The sequence below is a fragment of the Klebsiella sp. LY genome (genome assembly GCF_004010915.1).
GTDB classification, from domain to species: domain Bacteria; phylum Pseudomonadota; class Gammaproteobacteria; order Enterobacterales; family Enterobacteriaceae; genus Klebsiella; species Klebsiella quasipneumoniae.
Window position 1 is genome coordinate 3,498,772 of record NZ_CP022444.1, and the last position, 17,642, is coordinate 3,516,413.

The window sequence follows — 17,642 nt, forward strand, 5'->3', positions numbered from 1 at the left end:
TTATCCTCATGTACCAGGATCTTATTCGTAACGAACTGAACGAAGCCGCGGAAACGCTGGCTAACTTTCTGCAGGACGAAGCCAATATCCATGCTATCCAGCGTGCCGCTGTCCTGCTGGCGGATAGCTTTAAGGCGGGTGGTAAAGTGCTGTCCTGCGGTAACGGCGGTTCCCATTGCGATGCGATGCATTTTGCGGAAGAGCTGACCGGACGTTATCGCGAAAACCGCCCGGGTTATCCGGCCATTGCGATCTCCGACGTCAGCCATCTCTCCTGTGTGAGCAATGATTTTGGCTATGAGTATGTATTCTCCCGCTACGTTGAATCCGTCGGCCGCGCGGGCGATGTGCTGCTTGGCATCTCCACCTCCGGCAACTCCGGCAACGTTATCAAGGCCATTGAAGCCGCCCGGGCGCAGGGGATGAAAGTGATCACCCTGACCGGTAAAGACGGCGGTAAAATGGCCGGTAGCGCCGATGTTGAAATTCGCGTGCCGCACTTTGGCTACGCCGACCGCATTCAGGAGATCCACATCAAAGTGATCCATATCCTGATTATGCTGATCGAAAAAGAGATGGCGAAAGGCTAACAGGCAGGTGAGTGTGTACTGTTGACGGCGGCCTCGCTTTGGCGCCGTCGTGATTTGTGATGGTGAGGTGATCTATGTGCGAACTGCTCGGGATGAGCGCCAATGTGCCAACAGATATCTGTTTTAGCTTTACCGGGCTGGTACAGCGCGGAGGCGGGACGGGGCCGCATAAAGACGGCTGGGGCATCACCTTCTATGAAGGCAAAGGCTGTCGCACATTCAAAGATCCGCAGCCGAGCTTTCAGTCGCCGATCGCGAAACTGGTCCAGGATTACCCGATTAAGTCCTGTTCCGTCGTCGCGCATATCCGTCAGGCCAACCGCGGGATGGTGGCCCTGGAGAATACGCATCCGTTCACCCGCGAGCTGTGGGGGCGCAACTGGACCTACGCGCACAACGGGCAGCTCAAAGGCTATAAATCGCTGAAAACCGGCAATTTCCACCCGGTAGGTGAAACCGACAGTGAAAAGGCCTTCTGCTGGCTGCTGCACCGCTTAACCGAGCGCTACCCGCGTACGCCGGGCAATATGCTGGGCGTATTTAAGTATATCGCCACCCTGGCGGGGGAGCTGCGTGAGAAAGGGGTGTTCAACATGCTGCTATCGGACGGACGCTATGTGATGGCGTTCTGCTCGACCAACCTGCACTGGATCACCCGGCGGGCGCCGTTCGGCGTGGCAAAACTGCTGGACCAGGATGTGGAGATCGACTTTCAACGCGAGACCACACCCAACGATGTGGTCACGGTTATCGCCACGCAGCCGCTGACGGCCAATGAGACCTGGCATAAGATCATGCCAGGCGAGTGGGCGTTATTTTGTCTCGGGGAGCGTATAGTTTGAGGCCAGCTGCGGCTGGACAACCTCGTGGCTGAGCGGCTTGCTCACCACATAGCGGCCGTCGGTCACTGATACGACCGGCGGTTTGTGGGTCTGCTGGAAATAATCATAGCCAGGCTTCAGCTGTTTCCAGAAATCCGCATAGTAGGAGTATTTGTGGCGTTCCATATTGGCGTTGGTCATGCGGAACGGATAGATACTCACCTGCACGCTTGGCTGACCGAAGACTAAGGCGCCGGTCACGAACTGGAAGATCTCATCGATCCCGCTGTCGGTCATGGCGTAGCAGCCGACTGATACGCAGTCGCCGTGGATCATCAGGTATTTCCCTTCATAACCATGGGCGCGATCGTAGGCGTTCGGGAAGCCGATATTAATCGCTTTATAGAAGCGACTGTCGGGTTTGAGCTGGCTGCGGGTGACGTTATAGAACCCTTCCGGGCTCTTGAAATCGCCCTGGCGCTGTTTCGGGCCCAGGCCACCGGAGTAGTTGCAGATCCGATAGCTGTCGAGGAGCTGGTAGGTCTCACCCATTTTGACGTAAAGGTCGAGCATGCGCTCTTCTTTAAAGATCTCAATGTAAACCGGTGAACCCATTAATTGCTGCTTATATTCTTTGCTAACCGGCGTCGTCGGGCTGTTGCTGCTGAGCAGCCCGGCAAATGACACGCACGGCAGCAGAAGCATCGCAATAAATAATGCGATTTTGCGCATACTGCTTGTTCCTTGATAAAACAAAATAGCCACATTGCCAGGACGGCAAGAGAGACCCGAAATCAGAGTTTTCTGGATTTAGAGCGCTCACATTAGCATCACGGCATTTTTTCGCAAGGGCGACGTGGCGGCGTTTACAATTCCGCCTCACTTTATACCCTGACGCCGACGAAAACACAGTGAGAACTTTGCGCAATAGCTCGCATTTTAGAAGCACTTATCGCCCCTTGCGCTACAGCCGCCGCTCACGAAATGTTACACTTGCGCCGGTTCATCACCAGAGTAAGAAAGGATGCTTCTCTTCCGTCCTGAGCGCTACTGGCGCCGTTTTGACCTTTCTTCTCTACCATTCTGTCAATAAGCTGGCCCCGGCCTGCGTCGGGGTTGAGGTTACGGATACCTGCTAACGATATGATTAAAATCACGAAAGGGCTGGATTTGCCCATAGCTGGCATGCCATTACAGCAGATTTCTTCCGCGCCAGCGGTGAAGCGCGTCGCGCTACTCGGAGAAGAGTACGTCGGCATGCGTCCCGCCATGGCGGTCAAAGAAGGCGATCGGGTCAAAAAAGGTCAGATCCTGTTCGAAGATAAAAAGATCCCCGGCGTCTGCTTTACCGCCCCGGCGAGCGGGGTCGTCAGCGCGATCCACCGCGGTGAACGGCGCGTGTTGCAGTCGGTGGTGATTGATATCGAGGGCAATGACGCGGTGGCGTTTACCCGTTACGCCGCGGACGCGCTGGCTGAACTGCCGCGCGACACCGTGCAGCAGCAGCTGTTGGCGTCGGGCCTGTGGACGGCGCTGCGCACCCGGCCATTCAGTAAAACGCCGCGCCCGGGCAGCGTGCCGGCTGCTATCTTTGTTAACGCCATGGATACCAATCCGCTGGCGGCGGAGCCGCAGCCGATTATTCTGGCCGAACGGGCCGCTTTCGACGCCGGCCTTACCGTGCTGACGCGTCTGACCGACGGGAAAGTCCACGTCTGCCAGCCCAGCGGCGGTAAGCTCGGCGGTCATCCAGCTGGCCAGGTCTGTTTTAACCAGTTCACCGGGCCGCACCCGGCGGGGCTGCCGGGAACGCATATTCACTTTCTGGAGCCGGTGAGCCTGAATAAGCAGGTCTGGCACCTCAATTATCAGGACGCGATCGCCATTGGTAAGCTTTTCCTTGAAGGTGAGCTGAACTGCGAGCGGGTGATTGCGCTCGGCGGCCCGCAGGTGAAGTCGCCGCGGCTGGTCAAAACGACGCTGGGCGCCAGTCTGGACGATCTGCTGGCGGGCGAGCTGGAGGAGGGGGAAAACCGCGTCATTTCCGGCTCGGTACTTAGCGGTACCCGCGCCCACGGCCCCCACGCCTTCCTCGGGCGTTTCCATCTGCAGGTGAGCGTGGTTCGCGAAGGTCGGGAAAAAGAGCTGTTTGGCTGGGTGATGCCGGGCAAAGAGAAGTTCTCGATTACCCGCACTACGCTAGGCCATTTCTTCAAGCGCAAGCGCTTTCATTTCTCCACCGATACCCACGGCGGCGAGCGGGCGATGGTGCCGATCGGCAACTACGAACGGGTGATGCCGCTGGATATCCTGCCGACTATACTGCTGCGCGATCTGCTGGCCGGGGACACCGACAGCGCTCAGGCGCTGGGCTGTCTGGAGCTGGATGAAGAAGATCTGGCGCTCTGCACCTACGTCTGCCCCGGGAAATATGAATATGGCCCGGCGCTGCGCAGCGTATTAACCCGGATTGAGCAGGAAGGATAAGAGATGGGCTTAAAGCATCTGATTGAAAAACTTGAGCCGCATTTCACGCACGGCGGCAAGCTGGAAAAATATTACCCGCTGTATGAGGCGGCGGCGACCATCTTCTACACTCCAGGCCAGGTCACCCGCGGCGCGGCGCACGTGCGTGACGCCATCGACCTCAAGCGGATGATGATCCTCGTGTGGTTTGCCGTATTCCCGGCGATGTTCTGGGGGATGTACAACGTCGGGCTACAGACCATTCCGGCGCTACATAAGCTTTACGGCGCCGAACAGCTGCAGCAGGTCATTGCCAACAACTGGCACTATAGCGTTGCCCAGTGGTTAGGGGTGAGCTTCAGCGCCGACGCCGGCTGGCTGAGCATGATGACCTTAGGCGCGGTCTTCTTCCTGCCTATCTATATCACCGTCTTTATCGTCGGCGGCTTCTGGGAAGTGCTGTTCGCTATCGTGCGCAAACATGAGATCAACGAAGGCTTCTTTGTCACCTCGATTCTGTTTGCGCTGATCGTCCCGCCCACGCTGCCGCTATGGCAGGCGGCGCTGGGGATCTCCTTCGGGGTGGTGATCGCTAAGGAGATTTTCGGCGGCACCGGGCGCAACTTCCTCAACCCGGCGCTGGCGGGGCGCGCGTTCCTGTTCTTCGCCTATCCGGCGCAGATCTCCGGCGACCTGGTGTGGACGGCGGCGGACGGTTTCTCCGGCGCGACGCCGCTCTCCCAGTGGGCCAGCGGCGGCGGTGAAGCGCTGGTTAACGTCGCTACAGGCATCCCGGTGAGCTGGATGGACGCCTTCCTCGGCAATATTCCGGGCTCGATTGGCGAAGTTTCAACGCTGATGATCCTGATCGGCGGCGCGATCATTCTCTTTGGCCGCGTCGCGTCCTGGCGCATCGTCGCCGGGGTAATGATCGGCATGATCGCCACCGCCACCCTGTTTAACGTTATCGGCTCCGACACCAACCCGATGTTCGCTATGCCATGGTACTGGCATCTGGTGCTCGGCGGCTTTGCTTTCGGCATGATGTTTATGGCGACGGACCCGGTATCCGCCTCGTTTACTGATAAAGGGAAATGGAGTTACGGCGTGCTGATCGGCGTGATGTGCGTGCTGATCCGCGTGGTGAACCCGGCTTATCCGGAAGGGATGATGCTGGCGATCCTCTTCGCCAACCTCTTCGCACCGCTGTTCGACTACCTGGTGGTGCAGGCCAATATTAAGCGGAGGAAGTCGCGTGGCTGAGAAGAAAAGTAACGATAGCATCGGCAAAACGCTGCTGGTGGTGCTGGTGCTTTGTCTGGTCTGCTCCATTGTAGTAGCGGGCTCGGCCGTGGGGCTGAAATCCCGCCAGCAGGCGCAACGGGCGCTGGATAAGCAGCGTAATATCCTGGCGGTGTCCGGCCTGATGCAGCCCGGTATGGATGCGGATGCGGTAGCGGACACCTTCGCGGCGCGCATTTCGCCGCGACTGGTGAATCTGGCGACCGGTGAGTTGCTGGAGAAAGACCCGGCAAAATTCAATCAGGCCCAGGCGCTGAAGGATCCGCAACAGAGTATGGCGCTGGACGCCAGCCAGGATCCGGCCGGGATAAAACGCCGCAGCAATCTGGCGGAAATCTACCTGGTGCGTGACGCGCAGCAGAGGATTGAGCAGGTGGTGTTGCCCATTTATGGCAATGGCCTGTGGTCGATGATGTACGCCTTCGTAGCGCTGGACGTCGATGGCCGCACGGTGAAAGGCATTACCTACTATGACCAGGGGGAGACTCCGGGGCTGGGCGGCGAAGTGGAGAACCCGAACTGGCGCCAGCAGTTTGTCGGCAAGCAGGTGCTGGATGACAACGGCATGCCGGCGCTGAGAGTGGTCAAAGGCGGCGCGCGCGCTGGTGACCTGCATGCGGTTGATGGCTTATCGGGCGCCACGCTGACGTCAAATGGCGTACAGCACAGCTTTGATTTCTGGATGGGTGAACTGGGCTTTGGTCCGTTCCTGAAAAAGGTGCGTGAAGGAGGGCTGAACAATGGCTGAACAGAGCGATATGAAAGAGGTGAAGCGCGTGCTGGTGGGCCCGCTCATCGCCAATAACCCCATCGCCCTGCAGGTGCTGGGCGTCTGCTCCGCGTTGGCGGTCACCACTAAACTGGAAACCGCCTTCGTGATGACCATTGCGGTAACCCTGGTGACGGCGTTCTCCAGCATGTTTATCTCGATGATCCGCCACCACATTCCCAACAGCGTGCGCATCATCGTGCAGATGGCGATCATCGCCTCGCTGGTTATCGTGGTGGATCAGCTACTGCGGGCTTTCGCCTATGAGACCTCTAAGCAGCTGTCGGTGTTCGTCGGGCTTATCATCACTAACTGTATCGTGATGGGCCGCGCCGAAGCCTATGCCATGAAGTCGCCACCGCTGGCGAGCTTTATGGACGGTATTGGCAACGGTCTCGGCTATGGCGCGATCCTGATTATCGTCGGCTTCCTGCGCGAGCTTATCGGCAGCGGCAAGCTGTTCGGTATCACGGTGCTGGAGACGGTGCAGAACGGCGGCTGGTATCAGCCGAACGGCCTGTTCCTGCTGGCGCCGAGCGCGTTCTTCATTATCGGTTTGCTGATCTGGGCCCTGCGTAGCTGGAAGCCTGAACAGCAGGAAAAGGAGTAATCGATGATGGCTCATTACATTAGCCTGTTTGTCCGCGCGGTGTTCGTTGAGAACATGGCGCTGGCCTTCTTCCTCGGGATGTGTACCTTCCTCGCGGTGTCGAAAAAGGTCTCCACCGCCTTCGGCCTCGGCGTTGCGGTGACGGTGGTGCTGGGTCTTGCCGTACCGATCAACAACCTGGTGTATAACCTGGTGCTGCGCGACGGCGCGCTGGTGGAAGGGGTGGACCTCAGCTTCCTGAACTTCATCACCTTTATCGGGGTGATCGCCGCGCTGGTGCAGATCCTCGAGATGATCCTCGATAAGTACTTCCCGGCGCTATACAACGCGCTGGGGATCTTCCTGCCGCTGATTGCAGTTAACTGCGCGATTTTTGGCGGTGTGTCGTTCATGGTGCAGCGTGATTACAACTTCCCGGAATCCATCGTCTACGGCTTCGGCTCCGGTATCGGCTGGATGCTGGCGATCGTGGCGATGGCGGGGATCCGCGAAAAGATGAAGTACGCCAATGTGCCTGCCGGCTTGCGCGGGTTAGGGATCACCTTTATTACCACCGGGTTGATGGCGCTGGGCTTTATGTCCTTCTCAGGCGTGCAGCTATAAGGGCGAATAAGTATGGAAATTATTCTTGGCGTCGTGATGTTCACGCTGATTGTGCTGGTGCTGTCGGGGCTTATCCTGGCAGCGCGCTCAAAGCTGGTGAACGCGGGCGACGTGGTTATTGAGATCAATAACGAAGCGGATAAGCAGATCCGCACCCCGGCGGGGGATAAGCTGCTGAACACGCTGTCGAGCAACGGGATTTTTGTCTCCTCCGCCTGCGGCGGCGGCGGCTCCTGCGGCCAGTGTCGGGTGACTATCAAAGAGGGCGGCGGCGATATCCTGCCGACCGAGCTTTCGCATATTACCAAACGTGAAGCAAAAGCCGGCTGCCGTCTGGCTTGCCAGGTCGCGGTGAAGCAGAACATGAAGATTGAGCTACCGGAGGAAATCTTCGGTGTGAAAAAATGGGAGTGTGAAGTTATCTCCAATGATAACAAAGCCACTTTCATTAAAGAGCTCAAGCTGCGGATCCCGGAGGGGGAGGTGGTGCCGTTCCGCGCGGGGGGCTATATTCAGATCGAATGCCCGCCGCATAAAGTGGCCTATGCTGACTTCGATGTTCCGGATGAATACCGCTCGGACTGGGACAAGTTCAACCTGTTCCGCTACGTCTCTGAGGTGAAAGAGCCGACCCTGCGCGCCTACTCGATGGCTAACTATCCGGAAGAGAAGGGCATCATTATGCTCAACGTGCGCATTGCGACGCCGCCGCCGAAGGTGCCGGATGCCCCGCCGGGGATCATGTCGTCCTATATCTGGTCGCTGAAGCCGGGCGATAAGGTGACGATTTCCGGGCCGTTCGGCGAGTTCTTTGCCAAAGAAACCGACGCTGAGATGGTGTTTATCGGCGGCGGCGCCGGGATGGCGCCGATGCGTTCGCATATTTTCGACCAGCTCAAGCGCCTGCACAGCACACGCAAAATCAGCTTCTGGTACGGAGCGCGCTCGCTGCGTGAGATGTTCTACGATGATGAGTTTGAACAGCTGGCGCGGGATAACCCGAATTTTACCTTCCACGTCGCGCTCTCCGATCCGCTGCCGGAAGATAACTGGACGGGGCATACCGGCTTTATCCATAACGTTCTGTACGAGAACTATCTGCGCGATCACCCGGCGCCGGAAGACTGCGAGTTCTACATGTGCGGGCCGCCGGTAATGAATGCCGCGGTGATTAAGATGCTGAAGGACCTGGGCGTCGAGGACGAGAATATTCTGCTCGACGACTTTGGAGGCTGACGATGCTGACGGTGTTTGTCGCAACCTTTGTGATTTTTGCGTTGGTGATCCTCGGGATGTCGCTGGGCTACCTGGTGAAGCGCAAGAGCATTCAGGGCAGCTGCGGGGGGATCTCCTCGCTGGGGCTGGAGAAAGTCTGCGACTGTCCTGAGCCCTGCGACGCGCGTAAGAAACGTCTCGCCCGCGAGGCGCAGCGCCAGCAGCGGCGTATTTTGTAATCTTTGGCCATTTTGGCCCGGAGGCGCTGCGCTTGCCGGGCCTGCTGCTTCGGTTTTGTAGGCCGGGTCAGGCGCAGCCGCCACCCGGCAACAACATGCCAGCAACGTGAGGCCGCTTTCGCGGCCTTTTTTATCCCTTTGCGCTCTTACTGCCAGCTTTTCGCCTGCGCCGGGGAATCAACCATCACGCCGTCAGCGCCCAGCGCCTTCGCCGTGCGGTAATCTTCCGCACTGTTGATGCCGAAGAAGATAATGTGCGCTTTGCCCTGCGAGCGGAAGCAATCCATCGCCTCTTTATCCCAGGTGAGCGTCGCCGGGGAGATCCCTTCTCCAAGGGTGAATTTCTCCACCACCTCTACCTTGCGCTTCAGCTCCAGCCCATACCACTGTTCGCCTTCGCGCTGGCTGGCAGGTTGGCACTGATGGCTGAGCGAAATACTGGCGAGCCTGGTGCGGGTTTCGCTACGGGTGACGAAGCGGGGAATAGCCGGTGGCAGCGCGGCGATATAGCGGTCTTCGGTGGAATAGACCCGTACGCGATTGAGGCTGTGCGTGGCTTTTAACACCGCAAGCAGGCGCTCGCCCATCACGGTCGGGTCGGCATCAGGAGATTTAATGTCGATGTAGAAGAACGTGTGCGGCCATTGCTGCAAAACGGCTTGCAGCGTGGGAATGGTGGCCTGCTTGCCGCGCCAGGGGTGGCTGTCATCACCCCATTTCCAGCCGGCATCGACTTTCGCCATCTCGGCGGCGGTCAAACTGGAAACTTTGCCCTCGCTATTGGTCAATGCGGAAAGATCGCTTGACCGGTAGAGCACCGGCACGCCGTCGCGGCTTAACTGCACGGTGACCCAGATGGCCTCAGCGTTATTCTCCAGCGCCAGCTTGATCGCTGGCAGGGTATTTTCCGGCGCATCGCCGGTGCCGCCGCGGTGGGCAATCAGCTGTGGGGCTGCCCAGGCGCCGGCGGTGGCCAGCAGGCAAAGTGCGGTAAGTATTTTCTTCATGATTACACCTTCCAGATTCATTGGTTAACTTTATGAAAATAAACATAATTCATTGCATTTTTATGTTTTGACCGCTTTTTTAGCCGATGAAATAAAAAAAGCATCAAATTCGCAGCGAGTTTTGCTATGCTGTATGGGTATACAGTGTTGAGTCTGACGATGCGTAAAATTATCCATGTCGATATGGACTGTTTCTTTGCGGCGGTGGAGATGCGCGACAACCCGGCGTTGCGCGATATCCCCCTCGCAATAGGCGGCAGTCGGGTACAGCGTGGCGTGATTAGTACCGCGAACTATCCTGCGCGCAAGTTTGGCGTGCGCAGCGCTATGCCGACGGCGACAGCGCTCAAGCTGTGCCCGCATCTCACACTGCTTCCCGGCCGCTTCGATGCCTACAAAGAAGCCTCGAACCATATCCGCGAAATTTTCTCCCGCTACACCTCGCGCATTGAGCCGCTGTCGCTGGATGAAGCCTATCTTGACGTCAGCGACAGCGTGCATTGTCACGGGTCGGCCACCCTGATAGCCCAGGAGATCCGCGAAACCATTGAACGGGAGCTGCGCCTCACCGCCTCGGCGGGGGTCGCGCCGGTAAAGTTTCTTGCCAAAATCGCCTCTGACATGAATAAACCCAACGGCCAGTTCGTTATCGCTCCCCATCAGGTGGCTGAGTTTGTGCGGGCGCTGCCGCTGGCGAAAATACCCGGCGTCGGGAAGGTATCGGCAGCGAAGCTGGAAAATATGGGCCTGCGTACCTGTGGCGATGTGCAGAACAGCGATCTGGCCATGCTGCTTAAGCGCTTCGGTAAATTTGGCCGTATTTTGTGGGAGCGCAGCCACGGGATTGATGAGCGGGAAATCCATAACGACCGTCAGCGCAAGTCGGTGGGCGTGGAGCGCACCCTGGCGGAAGATATTCACGAATGGCCGGAGTGCGAAGCGATAATCGAAAACCTCTACCCGGAGCTGGAGCGCCGGCTGGCGAAGGTTAAACCGGACCTGCTGATCGCCCGTCAGGGGATTAAACTGAAATTCAATGACTTCCAGCTGACCACCCAGGAGCACGTCTGGCCGCGGCTGAACAAAGCGGATCTGATTGCCACCGCGCACAAGGCCTGGGATGAGCGCCGTGGCGGACGTGGCGTGCGTCTGGTTGGGCTCCACGTAACGCTGCTCGATCCGCAGCTGGAAAGGCAGCTTTTATTAGGGATTTAACCATGCACATTCGCCCTTACCACGACAGCGATTTACCACTGCTCTGCCAGATCTTTCTGCGCGCGGTGCGGGAAACGGCCAGCCGGGACTATACCCCGGCGCAGATTGCGGCCTGGGCGCAGGTGGATGAGACGCGATGGCGGCAAAAGCTGGCTGATTCAATCGGGCTGGTGGCGGAAGTAGAGCATCAACCGGTTGGCTTTATCACCGCCATCGGGACGCATATCGATTTACTCTTCGTCTCGCCGGATCATGGCCGGCAGGGTATCGGCGGCGCGCTTATCGAGGCGCTCTGCGCTCAGTATCCTGCGCAAATCCTGACGGTGGACGCCAGCATTACGGCAAAACCCTGTTTTACAGCCCATGGCTTTAAGGTGGTGGCTGAGCAGCGGGTAGCGGCGCGCGGAGAGTGGTTTATTAACTACCGGATGGAAAACGCGGGTTGCTAAGGTGAGGCGGGTGAAAAACCGGCGGCGGACTGCCGCCGGTGGTGGTGCTTATTTAGCCGGAATGGCTTTCAGCAGCTCGGTCAGCAGCGTCCAGTACTGGCCGACGCTTTCGATATGTACCTGCTCATCCGGAGAGTGCGGACCGGTAATGGTCGGCCCGATGGAGACCATGTCCATTTCCGGATACGGTTTTTTGAACAGGCCGCATTCCAGACCGGCGTGGATGATCTGGATGTTCGGCGTCTTGTTGAACAGACGCTGATAGGTCTCGCGCACCAGGTGCATCACCGGCGAATTGGCGTCCGGTTGCCAGCCAGGGTAAGCGCCTTTGGCTTCGGTTTTCGCCCCCGCCAGCTTACCCAGAGAATCCAGCATGCTGACCACGTAGTCTTTGCCGCTGTCGATCAGCGAGCGGATCAGGCAGTGGATCTGTACGTTGTCATCGGTCATGGTGACGACGCCGACGTTCAGCGAAGTTTCCACTACGCCTTTCGCCACGTCAGAGTTGCGGATAACCCCGTTCGGCGTGGCGTTCAGCAGGCGGATGAAACCGTCGCGGGAAGCCTGAGTCAGCGCCGCTTTGTCGTTATCGACCGCTTCAAGGAGCACCACCAGGTTCTTCTCTTTGGCCTCCAGCTCGTTTTTCAGCAGCGCCTGGTAAGTATTCACCAGCGCTTTCAGCGCATCGGCTTTATCCGCGGCGACGGCGACAGTAGCGTAAGCTTCACGCGGGATGGCGTTGCGCAACGTGCCGCCGTTGAAATCGACCAGACGCAGATCCAGCTCATCGGCGTGGCCGGCGAGGAAGCGCGACAGCAGCTTGTTGGCGTTACCCAGACCAAGGTGAATATCACCGCCGGAGTGGCCGCCTTTCAGCCCTTTTAAGGTGACTTTAAAGCTCTGGAACCCGGCCGGAATCGCTTCGCGGGTCAGCGCCAGGTTAGAGGTGAAATCGATCCCGCCGGCGCAACCCATGTAGATTTCGCCTTCTTCTTCGGAGTCGGTGTTGATCAGGATATCGGCCTGCAGCCAGTTGGCCTGCAGACCGAAGGCACCGTCCATGCCGGCTTCTTCGGTCATGGTCAGCAGCACTTCCAGCGGGCCGTGAGCGACGCTGTCGTCGGCCAGTACCGCCAGCGCGGACGCCATCCCGATACCGTTGTCCGCGCCCAGCGTGGTGCCGCGCGCTTTCACCCATTCGCCGTCAATGTACGGCTGAATCGGATCTTTGGCGAAGTCGTGGACGGTGTCGTTATTTTTCTGCGGCACCATATCGAGGTGCGCCTGCAGCGCTACCGGCTTACGGTTTTCCATACCGGCAGTCGCGCCTTTACGAATCAGAATGTTGCCAACCTGGTCGCGTTCCGCGTGTAAGCCTTTTTCTTTTGCCCAACCCATAATGTGCTCGGCGAGCTGTTCTTCGTGATAGGACGGGTGCGGGATGGAGCAAATCTTGGCAAAAATATCCCAAAGCGGCTGCGGGGATAGTTGAGACAGTTCAGACACGGTAAGTCTCCTTACAGACTCCTGCATACAGCGGTTGCAGGACGAGGGTTAGCGTTAAAATACACAACAAGCCCGGGCTTGCGCGATGGGGTTGAGAATACCACTTTCCACCGCCGCAGGTAGTGTAAACAACGCAAAAAGCGTTGCGCAAACCGCTTAACACTGGTTTTTAGTGCGTCAGATCTCTATAATCTCGCGCAACCATTTTCCCCCTCGAACATTATTTAAGCCGTATTACACAGGCTGGGACACTTCACATGAGCGAAAAATACGTCGTCACCTGGGACATGTTGCAGATTCACGCCCGCAAACTGGCCAGCCGTCTGCTGCCGGTTGAGCAATGGAAAGGCATTATTGCCGTTAGCCGCGGCGGACTGGTACCGGGAGCGTTACTGGCGCGTGAACTGGGCATTCGTCATGTTGATACCGTATGCATCTCCAGCTACGACCATGATAACCAGCGCGAGCTGAAAGTGCTGAAACGTGCGGAAGGCGATGGCGAAGGCTTTATCGTTATCGACGATCTGGTGGATACCGGCGGGACCGCTGTGGCGATCCGCGAAATGTATCCCAAAGCGCACTTTGTCACCATTTTCGCCAAACCGGCAGGCCGTCCGCTGGTGGATGATTACGTGGTTGATATTCCGCAGGATACCTGGATTGAACAGCCGTGGGATATGGGCGTGGTGTTTGTACCGCCTATCGCAGGTCGTTAATTCTTCAGGACAGTGCTATTTACCACGCCCGGCTTGCCGGGCGTGGTTTTTTTTATCCTTTAGCAGGTTACAATATCCGGAGTGGCACTACGACGGAGACTGCACATGTCACAGGCTAACCTTAGCGAAACGCTGTTTAAACCTCGCTTCAAACATCCCGAAACCTCTACGCTGGTGCGCCGGTTTTCTGCCGGAAAACCCCAGGCGATGCAGTCAGCGCTGAGCGGCAATCACGTCGATCACTGGTACCGTCTGATCAATCGCTTAATGTGGATCTGGCGCGGCGTAACCCCGCAGGAGATCCTCGATGTGCAAGCGCGCATTGTGATGAGCGAGGCCGAACGAACCGATCCCGAGCTGTTCGATACCGTTATCGGCTATCGCGGCGGCAACTGGATTTTTGAGTGGGCGAAAGAAGCCATGCAGTGGCAGCAAAAGGCCGGGCAGGAAGCCGATCCTTTGCTGAGCGGCCGCCACTGGCTGCATGCTTCGAACCTGTACAGCATTGCCGCTTATCCGCATATCAAAGGCGATGAGCTGGCGGAACAGGCGCAGGCTTTAGCCAACCGGGCGTATGAAGAGGCCGCCCAGCGACTGCCTGGCGCCCTGCGCGAGCTGGAGTTTACTATCCCTGGCGGCTCGCCGATAACCGGCTTTTTGCATATGCCGAAAGGCGAGGGGCCGTTTCCGACGGTGCTGATGTGCGGGGGGCTGGACTCGCTGCAGACCGATTATTACAACCTGTATGAAAACTACTTCTCACCGCTCGGCATTGCCATGCTGACCATTGATATGCCCTCCATCGGCTTCTCATCAAAATGGACGCTGAATCAGGACACCAGCCTGCTGCATCAGCACGCGCTGCGCCATCTGGAAAATGTGCCGTGGATTGACCATACCCGGGTCGCCGCCTTCGGCTTCCGCTTTGGCGCCAATATCGCGGTGCGTCTCGGTTACCTGGAGCCGCAGCGGCTGAAGGCCGTAGCCTGTCTGGGGCCGGTGGTCCACGGTCTGCTGGTGGATCCCCTGCATCAGGGGCGCGTGCCGGAGATGTACCTCGACGTGCTGGCCTCGCGGCTGGGCATGCATGACGCATCCGATGAAGCGCTGCGCGTGGAGCTCAATCGCTATTCGCTCAAAACCCAGGGACTGCTGGGGCGCCGTTGCCCGACGCCGATGCTCTCCGGCTTCTGGAAGGATGATCCGTTCAGCCCTGAAGAGGAGTCGCGGTTAATCACCTCGTCATCTGCCGATGGCAAACTGCTGGAGATCCCGTTTAACCCGGTGTATCGCAATTTTGATCACGCATTGCGACAGATCGCCCGCTGGATCAATCATAGATTTGGTTAATTTATTGCTAAATTCTATTGGTTTGGTAAAACAGTTGCATCACTAAAGGAGATCGCAATGACGTTACCGAGTGGACACCTGAAAAGTAAGTTGATCAAGAAATTCACGGCGCTAGGGCCTTACATTCGCGAAGAGCAGTGCCATGACAACCGTTTCTTTTTCGATTGCCTGGCAGTTTGCGTCAATGTTAAGCCCGCGCCGGAGAAGCGTGAATTCTGGGGCTGGTGGATGGAAATGGAAGCACAAGAGTCACGTTTCACCTATAGCTACCAGTTTGGTCTGTTCAATAAAGAAGGGTCTTGGCAGGCGGTCGATATTGACGACCCGGAAGTGAGCGACAGACTGGAAAAAACGCTGCGCGAGTTTCACGAGCGCGCGGCAGCGCTGCTGACCACCTTTAATCTGAAGCTGGAACCGGCCGACGATTTCAGCGAGCCGGTTCGTCTGCGGGCCTGATTGATCTACGGATACGATTTCTCCACGCCCGTGCGGCGTGGAGGAGCGTGACGAAGACGTTGCCGGCATCCCCGTACTTTCTACCCCGCCGCCTGACTCACACTACCTGCGGCTGCAGCTTGCCGGCCATCGCCTGCTGAATAATCGGGATCGGAGTCAGTAAGTGCTCGCGCATCAGCGCGCTGGCCTGTTCAGCGTCGCGCGCCAGAATAGCGTCCACCAGAGTCTGATGCTGGACATGCTTATCTTCCAGCATCTCCACCGACAGCACAGTGGTGCGCAGCCAGATGAAGCGGTAGCGGGCCGCCAGGTCGAACAGCCGTTCGCGCATCTGCAGCAGATACTGCGAACCGCAGCCGGCGACGATGGCGGTGTGAAATGCCTGATGGCGCTGGTCCCATTCATCGAGTAAGTGCTCACTCGCTTCGCACGACTCCAGCTTGTTGAGCAGATGGGCGCGGGCCAGCAGCTCGGCTTCCCACTCATCGCCGCCGCGCTCAATGGCGAGGCGCACCAGCATGGCTTCCATGTTGGCGCGCGCGTCGAAGATATCGAGAAGCTCCTGTTCCGACATGGGCGCTACCCGATAGCCTTTCTGATTGACCACCGTCACCAGCCGCTCGGCCACCAGCTGCGAAAGCGCCTCGCGCAGCGGACCGACCCCCAGGGCATAGCGCGAGGTCAACAGGCTCATCCGCAGCTTCTCATCGGGTTGGTAGACCCCGCGGATGATGTCGTTTTTTAACCAACGGTACCCGTCAATGGCCGTCGCCTGGGAAATGGCGGTCATGTTCTTACTCCTGAAGACTCTTCCCGGCGGGCGCCGGGAAGAGGGTTAACGCGTATTTTGCAGCGGCAGTTTTTGCCACAATACCAGCTTTTTCCAGCGCGACATAATCGGTACCGTACAAATAATTCCCAATGCTAACAGGCCGGTAGAGATCACCTCCAGCTGCTGCGCCGGACGGAACAGCATCACCACCAACACGAAGGTGATAAAGGCGATCACCAGCCAGGTCAGATACGGATAGAGCCACATTCTGAGACGGATCTCGCCGCCTTGCGCCTGAAGGATTTTGCGCATCCGCAGTTGCGAAACGGCGATCACCAGATAGACCAGCAGGGCGATGGCGCCGGAGCTGTCGATGAGGAATTTAAACACCTTGGCAGGCGCGTAGTAGTTCACCACCACGGTGAGGAATGCCGCGCCGGTGGAGAGCAGCACCGCCACGTACGGCGTTTTGCTGCGGTTGGTCCGCCCCATGATGGCCGGCGCATCGCCGCGGCGGCTCAGGGAGTAGAGCATCCGCGAAGCGGTATACAGCGCCGAGTTCAGACAGCTGGTGACCGACAGGAGGATCACGCCGTCCATAATCAGCTTGGCATAGGGAATATGCAGCAGCTCGAGCACCGAGCGGTAGGAGCCGATGCTCTTCAGCCCCGGCATATTCCACGGGATGAGGGCGACGACGATAAAGATCGAGCACAGATAAAAAATAGAGATACGCCAGATCACCGAGTTGGTGGCGCGCACGATATGTTTATCCGGAGTATCTGATTCGGCGGCGGCAATGGTGACAATCTCCGCGCCCATAAACGAGAACATGGTGATCAGCATCGCGCTGAGCACCGCGCCGAAGCCGTTGGGCATAAAGCCGCCGTGATCCCACAGCCGCGAAATGCCGCTCACCTCGGCATAGGGATAAAAACCGGTAATGGCGACCGCGCCCAGGACGATAAACGCCAGAATAGCGACCACTTTGCACAGCGCCAGCCAGAACTCGAATTCGCCGTAGTTTTTGACGCTCAGCAGGTTACTGCCGGTGAGGGCGAGGGTGATGACCAGGGAGAACAACCACACCGGGACGCCCGGCACCCATGAATGCAAAATAATCGCCGCGATATTGGCTTCCAGCGGAATAACCAGGACCCAAAACCACCAGTACAGCCAGCCGATGGTATACCCCGCCCAGCGGCCGATGGCTTTATCAGCATAGGTGGAAAAGGAGCCGGTATCCGGCGTGGCGACCGCCATTTCGGCCAGCATACGCATAATCATCACCACCAGCAGCCCGGCAAACAGATAGGCCAGCAGCACCGCCGGGCCCGCCTCGGCAATGGCGACGCTGGATCCGACAAATAAACTCGCGCCGATCACCCCGGCGATAGATAACATTGTGACGTGGCGCGACTTCAGTCCCGCCCCTAAATCCTGTGATTGCGACAGTTGCCCCATCATTTACCCTCTCGAAGTGTGTCACCTGGGAGAGCGCCCCGACATTCCCGCGCCGGGGCACGCGTATTATTGTTGTTTTGCAGGTCTCGTCT

General features: G+C 58.1%; 19 protein-coding genes. 14 read left to right on the forward strand and 5 right to left on the reverse strand.

Going from position 1 to position 17,642, the window contains the following annotated elements; genetic code table 11:
• The first annotated feature begins 8 nt into the window (after window positions 1-8).
• Window positions 9-590, forward strand: coding sequence for a D-sedoheptulose 7-phosphate isomerase (gene lpcA, locus CE636_RS19990; protein WP_004145825.1), 582 nt, complete (start codon window positions 9-11; stop codon window positions 588-590).
• 74 nt (window positions 591-664) lie between these two features.
• Window positions 665-1,432 carry a class II glutamine amidotransferase gene (locus CE636_RS19995; RefSeq protein WP_004204630.1) on the forward strand — a complete coding sequence of 256 codons (768 nt, stop codon included), beginning with the start codon at window positions 665-667 and terminating at the stop codon, window positions 1,430-1,432.
• Here the strand turns inward: CE636_RS19995 and dpaA are convergent.
• Complete coding sequence (dpaA, locus tag CE636_RS20000) at window positions 1,403-2,143, reverse strand: peptidoglycan meso-diaminopimelic acid protein amidase (protein ID WP_002889699.1); 741 nt, start codon at window positions 2,141-2,143, stop codon at window positions 1,403-1,405. The two genes, CE636_RS19995 and dpaA, sit on opposite strands and share 30 nt — an antisense overlap.
• Window positions 2,144-2,554: 411 nt before the next feature.
• On the opposite strand from dpaA, the gene CE636_RS20010 reads away from it, so the two are divergent.
• From CE636_RS20010 to nqrM, 7 genes are read left to right on the forward strand one after another with little or no spacing between them, the layout of a single operon-like run.
• The gene (locus tag CE636_RS20010) at window positions 2,555-3,898 is read left to right on the forward strand and encodes a Na(+)-translocating NADH-quinone reductase subunit A (protein ID WP_004204633.1); all 1,344 of its coding nucleotides are present in this window, start codon (window positions 2,555-2,557) and stop codon (window positions 3,896-3,898) included.
• Window positions 3,899-3,901: 3 nt separating this feature from the next.
• Window positions 3,902-5,140, forward strand: coding sequence for an NADH:ubiquinone reductase (Na(+)-transporting) subunit B (locus tag CE636_RS20015; RefSeq protein WP_017901312.1), 1,239 nt, complete (start codon window positions 3,902-3,904; stop codon window positions 5,138-5,140).
• Window positions 5,133-5,927, forward strand: a complete 795-nt coding sequence (locus CE636_RS20020; RefSeq protein WP_017901313.1) for a Na(+)-translocating NADH-quinone reductase subunit C — start codon at window positions 5,133-5,135, stop codon at window positions 5,925-5,927. The genes CE636_RS20015 and CE636_RS20020 overlap by 8 nt, the downstream gene beginning before the upstream one ends.
• Window positions 5,920-6,558, forward strand: coding sequence for an NADH:ubiquinone reductase (Na(+)-transporting) subunit D (locus CE636_RS20025; RefSeq protein ID WP_002889716.1), 639 nt, complete (start codon window positions 5,920-5,922; stop codon window positions 6,556-6,558). Before CE636_RS20020 ends, CE636_RS20025 begins: the two co-directional genes overlap by 8 nt.
• Window positions 6,559-6,564: 6 nt before the next feature.
• Window positions 6,565-7,161 carry an NADH:ubiquinone reductase (Na(+)-transporting) subunit E gene (gene nqrE, locus CE636_RS20030; protein ID WP_004177335.1) on the forward strand — a complete coding sequence of 199 codons (597 nt, stop codon included), beginning with the start codon at window positions 6,565-6,567 and terminating at the stop codon, window positions 7,159-7,161.
• Window positions 7,162-7,173: 12 nt separating this feature from the next.
• Complete coding sequence (nqrF, locus tag CE636_RS20035; RefSeq protein ID WP_004204637.1) at window positions 7,174-8,397, forward strand: NADH:ubiquinone reductase (Na(+)-transporting) subunit F; 1,224 nt, start codon at window positions 7,174-7,176, stop codon at window positions 8,395-8,397.
• Between the two features lie 2 nt (window positions 8,398-8,399).
• Window positions 8,400-8,615 (forward strand): (Na+)-NQR maturation NqrM, encoded by a 216-nt coding sequence (gene nqrM / locus CE636_RS20040; RefSeq protein WP_004204638.1) that lies wholly within the window; start codon window positions 8,400-8,402, stop codon window positions 8,613-8,615.
• Window positions 8,616-8,761: 146 nt separating this feature from the next.
• Here the strand turns inward: nqrM and CE636_RS20045 are convergent, their stop codons facing one another.
• Complete coding sequence (locus CE636_RS20045) at window positions 8,762-9,622, reverse strand: glycerophosphodiester phosphodiesterase family protein (RefSeq protein WP_017901314.1); 861 nt, start codon at window positions 9,620-9,622, stop codon at window positions 8,762-8,764.
• A gap of 159 nt (window positions 9,623-9,781) precedes the next feature.
• Here CE636_RS20045 and dinB point away from each other — a divergent pair, with 159 nt between their 5' ends.
• Complete coding sequence (gene dinB, locus CE636_RS20050; RefSeq protein WP_004204641.1) at window positions 9,782-10,837, forward strand: DNA polymerase IV; 1,056 nt, start codon at window positions 9,782-9,784, stop codon at window positions 10,835-10,837.
• A 2-nt stretch (window positions 10,838-10,839) separates the two neighbouring features.
• Complete coding sequence (locus CE636_RS20055; RefSeq protein ID WP_017901315.1) at window positions 10,840-11,286, forward strand: GNAT family N-acetyltransferase; 447 nt, start codon at window positions 10,840-10,842, stop codon at window positions 11,284-11,286.
• A 48-nt stretch (window positions 11,287-11,334) separates the two neighbouring features.
• Here the strand turns inward: CE636_RS20055 and pepD are convergent, their stop codons facing one another.
• Window positions 11,335-12,792, reverse strand: coding sequence for a cytosol nonspecific dipeptidase (pepD, locus tag CE636_RS20060; protein WP_012968882.1), 1,458 nt, complete (start codon window positions 12,790-12,792; stop codon window positions 11,335-11,337).
• A gap of 257 nt (window positions 12,793-13,049) precedes the next feature.
• Between pepD and gpt the strand changes: the two genes are divergently transcribed.
• The 3 genes from gpt to crl all read left to right on the forward strand — a co-directional run bounded on the left by gpt (window position 13,050) and on the right by crl (window position 15,314).
• Window positions 13,050-13,508: a xanthine phosphoribosyltransferase gene (gene gpt, locus CE636_RS20065; RefSeq protein ID WP_002889733.1), complete on the forward strand. Its 459-nt coding sequence runs from the start codon at window positions 13,050-13,052 to the stop codon at window positions 13,506-13,508.
• Between the two features lie 105 nt (window positions 13,509-13,613).
• On the forward strand, window positions 13,614-14,858 hold the full coding sequence (gene frsA / locus CE636_RS20070; RefSeq protein WP_004204644.1) for an esterase FrsA: 1,245 nt from the start codon (window positions 13,614-13,616) through the stop codon (window positions 14,856-14,858).
• A gap of 57 nt (window positions 14,859-14,915) precedes the next feature.
• Complete coding sequence (gene crl / locus CE636_RS20075; RefSeq protein WP_002889793.1) at window positions 14,916-15,314, forward strand: sigma factor-binding protein Crl; 399 nt, start codon at window positions 14,916-14,918, stop codon at window positions 15,312-15,314.
• Window positions 15,315-15,411: 97 nt separating this feature from the next.
• On the opposite strand, the gene csiR is transcribed toward crl, so the two are convergent.
• Window positions 15,412-16,104 (reverse strand): DNA-binding transcriptional regulator CsiR, encoded by a 693-nt coding sequence (gene csiR / locus CE636_RS20080; protein ID WP_004204660.1) that lies wholly within the window; start codon window positions 16,102-16,104, stop codon window positions 15,412-15,414.
• A 45-nt stretch (window positions 16,105-16,149) separates the two neighbouring features.
• A complete protein-coding gene (gabP, locus tag CE636_RS20085; protein ID WP_004204661.1) occupies window positions 16,150-17,550 on the reverse strand; it encodes a GABA permease in 1,401 nt (466 codons plus the stop codon).
• Window positions 17,551-17,642 lie beyond the last annotated feature (92 nt).

What these genes read in the sequence shown, in the direction of transcription:
- lpcA (WP_004145825.1), top strand. Translation starts at nt 9, where the DNA reads ATGTACCAGGATCTTATTCGTAACGAACTGAACGAAGCCGCGGAAACG.
- CE636_RS19995 (WP_004204630.1), top strand. Translation starts at nt 665, where the DNA reads ATGTGCGAACTGCTCGGGATGAGCGCCAATGTGCCAACAGATATCTGT.
- dpaA (WP_002889699.1), bottom strand. Translation starts at nt 2,143, where the DNA reads ATGCGCAAAATCGCATTATTTATTGCGATGCTTCTGCTGCCGTGCGTG.
- CE636_RS20010 (WP_004204633.1), top strand. Translation starts at nt 2,555, where the DNA reads ATGATTAAAATCACGAAAGGGCTGGATTTGCCCATAGCTGGCATGCCA.
- CE636_RS20015 (WP_017901312.1), top strand. Translation starts at nt 3,902, where the DNA reads ATGGGCTTAAAGCATCTGATTGAAAAACTTGAGCCGCATTTCACGCAC.
- CE636_RS20025 (WP_002889716.1), top strand. Translation starts at nt 5,920, where the DNA reads ATGGCTGAACAGAGCGATATGAAAGAGGTGAAGCGCGTGCTGGTGGGC.
- nqrE (WP_004177335.1), top strand. Translation starts at nt 6,565, where the DNA reads ATGGCTCATTACATTAGCCTGTTTGTCCGCGCGGTGTTCGTTGAGAAC.
- nqrF (WP_004204637.1), top strand. Translation starts at nt 7,174, where the DNA reads ATGGAAATTATTCTTGGCGTCGTGATGTTCACGCTGATTGTGCTGGTG.
- nqrM (WP_004204638.1), top strand. Translation starts at nt 8,400, where the DNA reads ATGCTGACGGTGTTTGTCGCAACCTTTGTGATTTTTGCGTTGGTGATC.
- CE636_RS20045 (WP_017901314.1), bottom strand. Translation starts at nt 9,622, where the DNA reads ATGAAGAAAATACTTACCGCACTTTGCCTGCTGGCCACCGCCGGCGCC.
- dinB (WP_004204641.1), top strand. Translation starts at nt 9,782, where the DNA reads ATGCGTAAAATTATCCATGTCGATATGGACTGTTTCTTTGCGGCGGTG.
- CE636_RS20055 (WP_017901315.1), top strand. Translation starts at nt 10,840, where the DNA reads ATGCACATTCGCCCTTACCACGACAGCGATTTACCACTGCTCTGCCAG.
- gpt (WP_002889733.1), top strand. Translation starts at nt 13,050, where the DNA reads ATGAGCGAAAAATACGTCGTCACCTGGGACATGTTGCAGATTCACGCC.
- frsA (WP_004204644.1), top strand. Translation starts at nt 13,614, where the DNA reads ATGTCACAGGCTAACCTTAGCGAAACGCTGTTTAAACCTCGCTTCAAA.
- crl (WP_002889793.1), top strand. Translation starts at nt 14,916, where the DNA reads ATGACGTTACCGAGTGGACACCTGAAAAGTAAGTTGATCAAGAAATTC.
- csiR (WP_004204660.1), bottom strand. Translation starts at nt 16,104, where the DNA reads ATGACCGCCATTTCCCAGGCGACGGCCATTGACGGGTACCGTTGGTTA.
- gabP (WP_004204661.1), bottom strand. Translation starts at nt 17,550, where the DNA reads ATGGGGCAACTGTCGCAATCACAGGATTTAGGGGCGGGACTGAAGTCG.